Below are 9,425 nucleotides of genomic sequence, written 5' to 3' on the forward strand. Positions count from 1 at the left end.
CGTCATCACCGCGTCCGTGCCGACTCGATCAGAGACGACGTCGACCACCCGGCGACGAAAGGTACGACCACGGTTCGCCCGCCCAGGGAGCCGACCAGCTTGTCCTCCGGAATTTCCATCCCCGAGTAGTCACCGCCCTTCACCCAGATCGAGGGGCGCAGCGCACGGATGGCCTCTTCGGGAGTGTCCTCGCCAAACACCAGAACGGCGTCTACGGAGCCGAGCGCTTCGAGTACGAGAGCGCGTTGTGTCGCCGGTACGATCGGGCGCGACGGGCCTTTCAGCCGGGACAGCGAGTCGTCGCTGTTCAGACAGACGATCAGGCAGTCACCGAGTTGGCGGGCCTGTTCCAGGAGCCGGACATGACCTGCGTGCAACAGGTCGAAGCACCCCCCGGCGGCGACAACGGTGCCGCCCCTGGCCCGGACCGCGTCGGCGAGCTCGATCGCCCCTCGCGTGCCCGCCGCGGCACCGTCACTTGAGAGCCTCGTCATGGGTGAGCCGCTGTCGGGCGGGTAGTCCAGCGACCCGGGACCACCTGCCGCTACGTACGCCGAAGCCGCTTCCACCGCCGATGCCACCGCTTCGCTGGGTAACTGGCCGCGGGCCAGCATGATGGCGAGGTGACCGGCGAAGAAGTCGCCGGCACCACACGGGTCGGCCTTCACCCCAGCGGCCACCTTCGTGGGCACGACCAGCGGCGGCAGATCCGCGTCGGCAAGCAGGACAGCACCGTACTCGTGCCGGGTGAGCGCCACCTGGACCGGCCCCCAGGCGCGCCCCAACGCACGTGCCGCTTCGACGTCGTCGGACAACGTGTCGCCGCCGGCGAAGGAGGCGATCACCCGGGCTTCCCGGCTGTTCGGCGTCACTACCGCGGTATGAGGGACCGGCACCGCACCGCGCGGATGTGGGTCCCAGACCAACGGGGATCGCCGGGCCGCCTCGGCCAGTACGGTACGCAGCCCGGTGTGCGCGGCGATGCCTCGACCGTAGTCGGACACCAGGACCCCGCCAGCCGCGCCCAGCACTCGCCGTGCCGCGGCCAATGCCGCTTCGCCCTCCCGCCCGACCGGCGGGCAGACGTCGTGCTCGTCCAGCATCACCACGGTGCGCCCGGCGGCGCGGATCCGTGTCTTCACCGCGGTCGAGCCGTCAAGGCCGAGATCGACCACCTTGACTCGCGCTTCGTCGAGGAGGGTGCGCAGTTGGGCGCCGACCGCGTCCTGGCCGAGCGCCGTGACAAGGGTGACCGGGTAGCCCTGCCTCGCGCTCAGTACAGCGGCCAGCGCGGCACCACCGGGACGCATGCGCGTGGTACCGCCGGTCACGACTAGGACCGGCTCGTCGGACGCGACCCGCTCCACACGGCCGAGGTGGTCGCGATCGAGGAAGGAGTCGCCGACCACCACCAGGTCGGTGCGGTCTCCACGTCCCGCAGCCGGCCGGCGTTCCCCCACCAGATCCGGTGACGGCACGGACATGCTGGAACCGAGGGCGCCCGTGGCAGTGTGGTCCCCGGCAGCGACGGCGGCATCCATCGCAGCACACATCAGGTGGATCACCACGAGGTGGCATTCCTGCACCGTGGACAAGGCCTCCGCCGTCACGGTCACCGCTTCGTCTACCAGCGTTGCCAACGGGTTGGGTGCCGGTCCCGTCAGAGCCCAGGTCACCGCGCCGACCTCACGGGCCGCCTCCGCCGCGCGCAACAGGTTCGCGCTGCGGCCGGAGCCGGACATGAGCAGCACGATGTCGCCCGGTCGCGCGTGCGCCCGAACCTGCCGGGCGAAGACCTGCTCGTAGCCGTAGTCGTTGCTGATCGCGGTGACCGAAGACGTCTCGGCGTGCAGCGACAGCGCGGACATCGGCTGACGCTCGATCTGGAATCGACCCACGAGCTCAGCCGTCAGGTGCTGGGCCTGCGCCGCGGACCCGCCGTTGCCTGCCACCAGCAGACGCCGGCCGTCGCTGCCCGACTGAGCCAGTCGTGCACCCCATTCGGCGACCCGGGACAGGTTGAGCTCGGGCAGGGCAGTGGTGAGCTGTTTCAGGTAGTCCGTGGCAGTCGAGGTGTCGGCCGTCATGCCGGTGCTCCTACTGTTGGGCGCCCCAGAAAGTCATTGAGTTCGATGGTGTGGCGATCGGGGTCAGCCACGAACGCCACCGTCTCCTGCTCGATGCGGTGTGGCTCGGTGACCACGCGGTAGCCCAGCGCGCGAATGTGCTCCACCAGTGCCGGAACGTCGGTGACGCGAAACGCGACATGGTGAGTGGGGTGCGGGGCCGGCACGAGGTTTCGCTCCTGCCACAGCTCGACACCCGCCGGTTTGCCGTCCGGCGCCATCTGCAGGATGACGCGATCGGCCAGCTCGTAGCGCACGACGCGGGACAGCCCGAGCGCGTCGGCATAGAACCGTTCGGCGACTTCGATGTCCGCGACGTCCAGCCTGATGTGGTCAAAGACCGTGACCGGGGTAACTGCGCGGACACGGTCCAGCGACTCGCTCCCCAAGTAGGGTTCGTCTTTCAGGAGTGACGGAGATTCCCCGCCGGGTGCGGACACACCCGATTTCACGGAGTCCAATTTCTCAGAGTCCAAGTCACTCTCCGGTTTTACAGAGGCTACAGGCTGACAGGAGCGGACAGAAGCCAGTCAGTCACCAGATGGCGAAATTTGCATAGATCCCATGATCTGGCACTGCGTTGTTGGAATCCTCTGGTGCGGCACCATGCCTGTCAACCCCGGCCTGTTACCTGTCCGATATTCCCCCTAAGGGAATCGACGCTACCATGTACGGATTGACAGAAAGTCCACCGAAACACGCCATGTCGGTACGGCGGATGGACAGCTGGAATTCCTGATGAAGCCCGTCGGCACGACCGTGGCACCCCTCCTCGGGACGCAAGAATCAAGCCACCGACCAAGACAGGCCACCTCATTGATCGTTGTTGATGGGACAACTCTAGGGACTCAACTGGGGATAAGTTGACCGGAGTTGCGCAGTGCATGGCCGATGTTGCGAGCGACCGTACGGCCCCTCCAAGGACGCCTTCCGGGCCTGCCAGTACGTTGTCGGGGTCCCCGCCGGCGGCGTACCTCAGCCCGCCCACCCCGCTCGGGCCGTGCAGTCCCGCTGCCGCACCTCGTACGCGAGGCAATCACATGCCGTCGGACGATCCACACGGTAATCGCAACATCGGCCATGGACTGCGCAATTCCCGGACGACCATAGGAACCGCGAGAGCCCGGGGGTTGACAGGCGCGGCACCGCACCAGAGGATTCCAACAACCCAACGCCGGATCACCGGATTTACGCAGAGCGTGTCAGTCGGTGGCTGACGCGTAAATGACACTCGGGCCTGCGCCAAGGCTGACCCCCGACCAGGCTCAGCCATCCGCAGGACTCAGGGCAGGGGTCTCCGATATCAGCCCGATTTTCTGCCCACTTCCCCGGGTGGAGAAAACGCGTCACCCTTGAAGAAGAGGCACGGCGTACTTCGGCGACCGCATTCATTCATGCCCGCCGCATGCGCCCGGACGATGCTTGGCAGGGCCAGAGTGCGTCGTGTCCCGACCCATCCGGCGGCGATCGGCCAGGCTTTTGCGTCCCGTTCGCACCAGGGCCCCGACCGTCGGCCGCATGCACGGACCGGACTGCAAGGAACCGACTGCCCGACCTGACGAACTCGATATGGAGAACGACCGTGTCGACAGCTCATCTGCCCGCAGATCTCGCCGAATGGCAGTGGCCTACGGCTCCGAACGCCGATGACCCGCACTGCCGGGTGGTGATCGCCGGAGGTGGGCTTGCCGGACTCGAAGTGGCCCGGCAACTGGCCGCCCTCGGTGTCGACGACGTTCTGGTCATCGAAGCCGGACCCGCGCAGGATCTGTTGCACATCAACGCTGCGCACAACCCCGAGCAGGCGCTGCGTACCTTCCTCGAGCCCGCCGACGACCCGCACTTCCAACGTTGTTGGACATCGCGATCCGCCCCGCACTACGCCGTCAATGCCGGTCTGCGCAGGCGCCTCGGTGGACGTTCGCTGTACTGGTACGGCGCGTCCCTGCCGGTGGAGGACTGGGCGCTGGCGGACTGGCCGGAGTCGATCGTGGCGGATCTGCGCGGCTCCTGGCAGGGTGGCGGATCGCTGTACGAGCAGGTCGCCGCAGACCTCGGAGTGGATCCGAGCCGGCTCGACTCCCAGAAACCGGTGCTGGAGGTCGGAGGGTTCCGGCTTGTCCGGACCCCGCAGGCCGACACCCGGTTCGGTGACGACGGCCGCTGGTACGCCTACTCGCCGCTGGACCATTGGCGGCACCCGGTAACGGGCGCCGCGCTGGACGGCCCGCGCGGTATCCGGTTCCTGTGCGGCACCGAGGTCCTCTCGGTGGACGTCACGGACAGGCGGGCCTGCGGCGTCCATGTCCGGGAAACAGGCCCGAACGCCAAGGGCCGCCGGATTGCTGCGGACTCGGTGGTCCTGGCCGCCGGGACCATCGAGAGCAGCAGACTGGCCATCCAGGCGCTCCGTGCCATCGACCCAGGCCGTCCGCCCCAGCTGGACGGGCTTACCGACCATATTGTCCAGGGCTTCTTCCTGCGCGTGCGCGACTCCCGCGGCGACAGGACACCGCGAGGCCTGGCGGATGTCGCGCCCGGCTCGTACGTGACTGCGTGCGAGGAGGGAGCCCGGTCGAACCTGTTCATCACGGTCGAACGGCCCGAACCCGGTGTCCTTCTGTTCGACGTCCGGCTCACAGGGGAGCAGATGCCCGGAACCGGCAGTCACATCACGTGCGAGCCGGCCACCGACTACCCATGGCGCACCACCGTCACGGCGGATCTGGCTCCGGCCGACCGAGACGTCATCGGACGCCAGCGCCAAGTGCTTGACGAGGTCTGGAGCCGGCTGGCCGCCGAGTTCGGTCTCACCGCCACGCCCCTGGCCTTCGACGACTTCGACCATCCGGCTCGCACCAACGCGTTCGTACTGCCGGAGTCGATCGGCGCGGAGACGTCCGAAGGGCCCTTCACGTGGTCGAGCCTGCTCGGCACTGAGGACCACGAGGGTTGCACGCTGCCACTCGGGGACATACTCGACGACCGCCACGCGTTCGTCACCGTCCCAGGTCTCTATGCCTGCGGGCCGGCAACATTCCCTCGCATGGGTGCCGCCAATCCCTCGCTCACCACCCTGGCTCTCGCGCGGCGGCTGGCCCACGTCCTGACCGACGCTCATGACCGGCCGGTACGCAAGGTGACATCGGAGGTGGACGCGTGATGCTCACGGAGAAGCGCGTGCTGGTCACCGGAGCCTCGAAGGACATCGGCCGGGGCATCGCGCTCGACCTCGCCAAGCGCGGAGCAATCGTCGTTGGCACGTACAACACCGGCGCGTCCGATGCTGAGGAACTCCTTTCCCTCGGCATCAAGGAGATGGTCCACCTCAATCATCTGGACCGGGAGGAATCAGCGGTCGCGCTCAGCCGATTGGCCGCCAGCGGCCCGTTCCACGGGATCGTGAACAACGCCGCCGTGATCGAGTTTGTTTCCTGGGATTCCAGTTTGGACTCCTGGGACGGAGTGTTCGACGTCAACCTCCGGGGCCCACTTGCCACCACGATCGCGCTCGCCCCCACCATGCCGTCCGGCAGCTCCATCGTCAATATCTCGAGCACGGCCGGGGCGTTGGGTTCATTCGATTCCCTCGCCTACTCGGCGAGCAAGGCTGCGCTCACCAATCTGACGAAGAGCCTCGCCAACGTGCTGGGGCCGTCCGGAATCCGCGTCAACACCGTGTCGCCCTGCTACATCGACGTCGACGCACCCGCGGAATCAGCCGAATTGACTCCCCTGGGCCGCAATGGTTTCCCGGACGACATCGCCTCGGTCGTGGCGTTCCTGCTCACCGACGGCGCCCGCTTTGTCACAGGCACGGAAATCACTGTGGACGGTGGCTATATGGCTGCGGATGCCCTCGCCAAACCTGCGTATGGAGCGAATTGAGCGTTCCGCACCGGGGCTCTCCGAGCCGACCGGCTGGACGGCGACTGGACGGCAGCTGCCGCCCCGCTCGCCACGATCCGTGGCCTGTCCGTCACAGCCACTGCCCCTGCCTCAACGAGAGTCCTCACCTACGACTACGCCTGCCGGTCACGTCCGGACTCCATCGTCATCGCCAATGCACTCTTCCCGCAGCACTGAGCCGTGGGGTACGAACCGCAGCAGGGACAGGATGCGGCCCGACGAGCCTCGGAGCAGCTCGTCGCGACGGTCACACTCCCCGGCTCACCGCCGACAGCTTGCCGGTACAGACGTATGAACAAGCCATTTGCCATGGGGAGGTCAGGCCTGGTGGCGTCCCCCAAGCGGTAGGGCAACTGATCGGTTCTCCCGGGCAGCCGGGGGCCCTCCCCCTTGCTCTTCCCCGGCATGCGCGGCTCGCTCTGGACGATAGCAAGCCGCAGCACGCTGCCGCCGACCTGCGCCATCGGCCTGTGTCACGTCCCCGCCGTATTCGGGCCGGCCTCGTCGAGGTCGGCCCGTTTTGCGTTCGCCGACCAGCCCGATGTGCTGTTGCGCGTTCACGGACGCCACGACGACGGCGTGGTCCGGCAGCCCGATCAGCCGATCGGTTGGCGACAACCTTGAATATTCACCCAGCACAAGCTACTTGACCAGGCGCACAGTGGCAGACCGGCAGCACATCGAGGCTCCGGTTCAAGGCGACGACTGGCAAGGTCATCCGTCTGCAACGGGAGCCTCGAGCCGTTCGTACCGAGCGCATCGGAGGGCGTCACCACCCTGTACCCGGCGATCCCACTCAACCGGACTTCGAAGAGGCCTGAGGCGGTGGGTGCCAACCAGTAACTCCCAGAAAGGCGACACGGACATGGCCGACCCTCGTGGTGTCTCGCTTTGGAATTCGCTGACAATCGAGAGGCAATTCATTCCTGAGCACGGCCATATGACCTATCAGCCACCCCAGGACTGGTTCACCATCGTGGCTCTTCTACGAGGATTATGCCAGGTTGAATACATGGACAGTTCAGGCTGGCATCGGACCGCACTCGCCTCCGGGGACACCTCTCGCCTCGTCGGCAAGAGCGCGGTGCGGCTTTGGCGGCTGCCATTGGGGAAGCAGCGCGTCGAGGTGGCATTCATCGCGCTGCCTACTCAGCACTTTCAGTACTACGCGGACAAACATCCGGAAGTCGCCGTTCGTGACCTGTCGGCCCTGGAGGCTCCCCGGGTTTTCGACCCTGTCGCGGCGGCCATGGCTCCGGGTTTACTCAGTGCCCACGACGCGGGGGTGGGCGAGCACTACGCGTGCACAGCGGCGCATTATCTGACCGCCCATCTGCTCCACCCGCACCACGACCTACAGCCGGAAATTCCGGGCCTGAATCCGGAGCGACTGCTCGCGGTGACCGACTACATGCACGAGCACCTGGCGTCGCACATCACACTCGAAGACATGGCCAAGGAAGCGCTACTCAGCCGCTACCACTTCGTACGCCAATTCGCCGCCGCCACGGGAAAAACACCCGTGCAGTATCTGACCGAATTACGGGTGGAGACCGCATGCCGTCTCCTCACCACGAGCACCGAACTCATATCCCAGGTCGGCAGGCGCTGCGGCTTCCCCAACCCGGGGAATTTCGCCCGCGTCTTCAGAAAACACCTGGGCTGCTCACCCCTCCAGTACCGCCAGCGATCCCAGCCGGCGAAACCCCCGAGCCGCTGACCCCCGACCACGCCCGGTAGCAGTGAAGCGCTCCGAGAAGGGGGATCCGCCAGCAGGCCCGGAGCGCTTCAGTGGGGACGATGACGGACTGTCATGTATCAGGGCTGGGTGGCGTGAAGTCGATCACCGGGAAGTACCGGGCCCATTCCCCTCTGGTGATCCGTGGGTAGGCGCTGTCACAGATGCGTGCAGCAGACCCGACCCTCCAGGAGTCGAGCCAGCCTGCCGCGACCCAGAAGCTGGTTCTGCTGCGGGCGCCCGCCGTGCGGGCACGCCAGCTGGAGAAACGCGCGCAGTGGGCGGACCTGCTCGTACCGGACATCACCCGTCGGCTCGGCACCAGGGGGGACCCCCTGGGCGAGCTGCGGGCCCGCGCACTCGTCGCCTGCGCCCTGGCCTGCTCGGAGGCCGCAACGGAAGCCTGGGTCCACAGCGACGCCACGATCGACTTTGAGCGAGCCTTCGACTCTGCCGCGCAATTGGTTGGTGAGGTCCAGCTAGTCACGCGCGATCAACCAGTGCGGTCCTCGGGTGACCAACCCAACGCGCACCGGACACACGAGCACGACGATACCCAGGAACAGACGGTCTCAGCGAGGGCGGACTGCCGCGGGCTCCCGCCACACCTGGTCGGTGCAGCGCCTCCATGGCGTTCTCAGAGCGCGCCCCCTTCGCATCGTACGCGCCAGGCAGCGGCCCCGCTCTCCTCCGCTTTCGTGTATCCGGCGTCAGCTCTTCTTGTCCCTGGCCGCGTGCAGCCAGTCGAGAGGCGCTTGGGCCAGCAGCTCAACGGCCAGCCGTTGCCGCGGAGCCCGTTGCAGGCAACCGGACCGCCCCCACTCAGGCCAATCTCACGCAATCACCCGGCGCGCTGCCACAACGCGCAGCATGCTGAACATTCCAACGGCCAGAACGGAGAGCACTCATGCAGCTCAGGTTCATCGGCACCACATCCGAGAACGGCAACTGCCCCACGCTCTACGAGGACCTCGACACCGGCGACATCGTCGTGCAGGGGTACACCGTCACCGACCCCGACGACATCGCCCAGCTCCGCGACGTCCTCGACAGCGAGTCGTTCGTCCGCGTCCCCCGTGAGCTACTCACCCGCTTCACTCCCCGAGGCAAGGAGTAGACCGCGTGTCCGACCTGATCCCTTTCGACGAGATCACCCACCTGTTCACCGAGTTCGAGCACACTGCCTGGCGGCTGGAGACACAGCGCGGCTACGCCACCGACCGAGCCAGCCCCAACTGGCCGCGCTTCCAACGGGGCGAGTCCTTCGGCTACGACCCCGCCAGTCCGTGGCACGCCAACGTCCGGGCTCAGACCGAGACTGGGAAATGGTACGGGCGGGTGCGCCTGGTCGACGACCCACCCACCGAGGGGCAGCGGTTCCTCCTCGCCACCGGGCTCGGGAACGTCGCCGCCGGCGAGGACATTCGCAATCTGTACCGCGCGGACGCCGAACGGCTCGGCCTGCCGACCTACGACTTCTGGCTCTTCGACTCCCGCACCGTTGTCCGGTTCGTCATCGACAAGGATGGCGTGACGCTCGGGGTCACCATCCACGATGACCCTGAAAGCGTCGTTCACGCCTGCCGGGCACGGGATGCTGCCTGGCACTTCGCCGTCCCTACCAGGCAGTTCCAAGCGCAGGTACTGTCTGC

7 protein-coding genes and 1 pseudogene are annotated in these 9,425 nt (G+C 66.9%); 6 read left to right on the plus strand and 2 right to left on the minus strand.

From position 1 onward, the window contains the following. Positions 1 to 5: 5 nt before the first annotated feature. Both ACZ7HQ_RS41680 and ACZ7HQ_RS41685 read right to left on the minus strand, forming a co-directional pair. Positions 6 to 2,087 carry a PfkB family carbohydrate kinase gene (locus ACZ7HQ_RS41680; protein WP_471001803.1) on the minus strand — a complete coding sequence of 694 codons (2,082 nt, stop codon included), beginning with the start codon at positions 2,085 to 2,087 and terminating at the stop codon, positions 6 to 8. Further along, entirely contained in the window at positions 2,084 to 2,578 is a 495-nt protein-coding gene (locus tag ACZ7HQ_RS41685) for a VOC family protein (RefSeq protein ID WP_471001805.1), read from the minus strand. Before ACZ7HQ_RS41685 ends, ACZ7HQ_RS41680 begins: the two co-directional genes overlap by 4 nt. A 1,130-nt stretch (positions 2,579 to 3,708) precedes the next feature. Between ACZ7HQ_RS41685 and ACZ7HQ_RS41690 the strand changes: the two genes are divergently transcribed. The 6 genes and pseudogenes from ACZ7HQ_RS41690 to ACZ7HQ_RS41715 all read left to right on the plus strand — a co-directional run. Next, positions 3,709 to 5,289, plus strand: a complete 1,581-nt coding sequence (locus ACZ7HQ_RS41690) for a GMC family oxidoreductase (protein WP_471001807.1) — start codon at positions 3,709 to 3,711, stop codon at positions 5,287 to 5,289. Then, entirely contained in the window at positions 5,289 to 6,014 is a 726-nt protein-coding gene (locus ACZ7HQ_RS41695; protein WP_471001821.1) for an SDR family NAD(P)-dependent oxidoreductase, read from the plus strand. Before ACZ7HQ_RS41690 ends, ACZ7HQ_RS41695 begins: the two co-directional genes overlap by 1 nt. An 886-nt stretch (positions 6,015 to 6,900) precedes the next feature. Beyond that, entirely contained in the window at positions 6,901 to 7,755 is an 855-nt protein-coding gene (locus ACZ7HQ_RS41700; RefSeq protein ID WP_471001809.1) for a helix-turn-helix domain-containing protein, read from the plus strand. A 182-nt stretch (positions 7,756 to 7,937) separates the two neighbouring features. Continuing rightward, a pseudogene (locus tag ACZ7HQ_RS41705) lies at positions 7,938 to 8,231 on the plus strand (acyl-CoA-like ligand-binding transcription factor); the annotation flags it as partial. A gap of 449 nt (positions 8,232 to 8,680) precedes the next feature. Then, positions 8,681 to 8,890 carry a hypothetical protein gene (locus ACZ7HQ_RS41710; RefSeq protein ID WP_471001812.1) on the plus strand — a complete coding sequence of 70 codons (210 nt, stop codon included), beginning with the start codon at positions 8,681 to 8,683 and terminating at the stop codon, positions 8,888 to 8,890. A gap of 5 nt (positions 8,891 to 8,895) precedes the next feature. Next, positions 8,896 to 9,425 (plus strand): DUF6879 family protein (locus ACZ7HQ_RS41715; protein WP_471001815.1); only part of this gene is annotated, 530 nt, incomplete at its 3' end.

The sequence above is a fragment of the Streptomyces sp. NPDC037290 genome (assembly GCF_055603245.1).

Excerpts from the sequence above, each read along its gene's own strand:
- ACZ7HQ_RS41700 (WP_471001809.1), top strand. The coding sequence starts at position 6,901 with ATGGCCGACCCTCGTGGTGTCTCGCTTTGGAATTCGCTGACAATCGAG.
- ACZ7HQ_RS41680 (WP_471001803.1), bottom strand. The coding sequence starts at position 2,087 with ATGACGGCCGACACCTCGACTGCCACGGACTACCTGAAACAGCTCACC.
- ACZ7HQ_RS41695 (WP_471001821.1), top strand. The coding sequence starts at position 5,289 with ATGCTCACGGAGAAGCGCGTGCTGGTCACCGGAGCCTCGAAGGACATC.
- ACZ7HQ_RS41710 (WP_471001812.1), top strand. The coding sequence starts at position 8,681 with ATGCAGCTCAGGTTCATCGGCACCACATCCGAGAACGGCAACTGCCCC.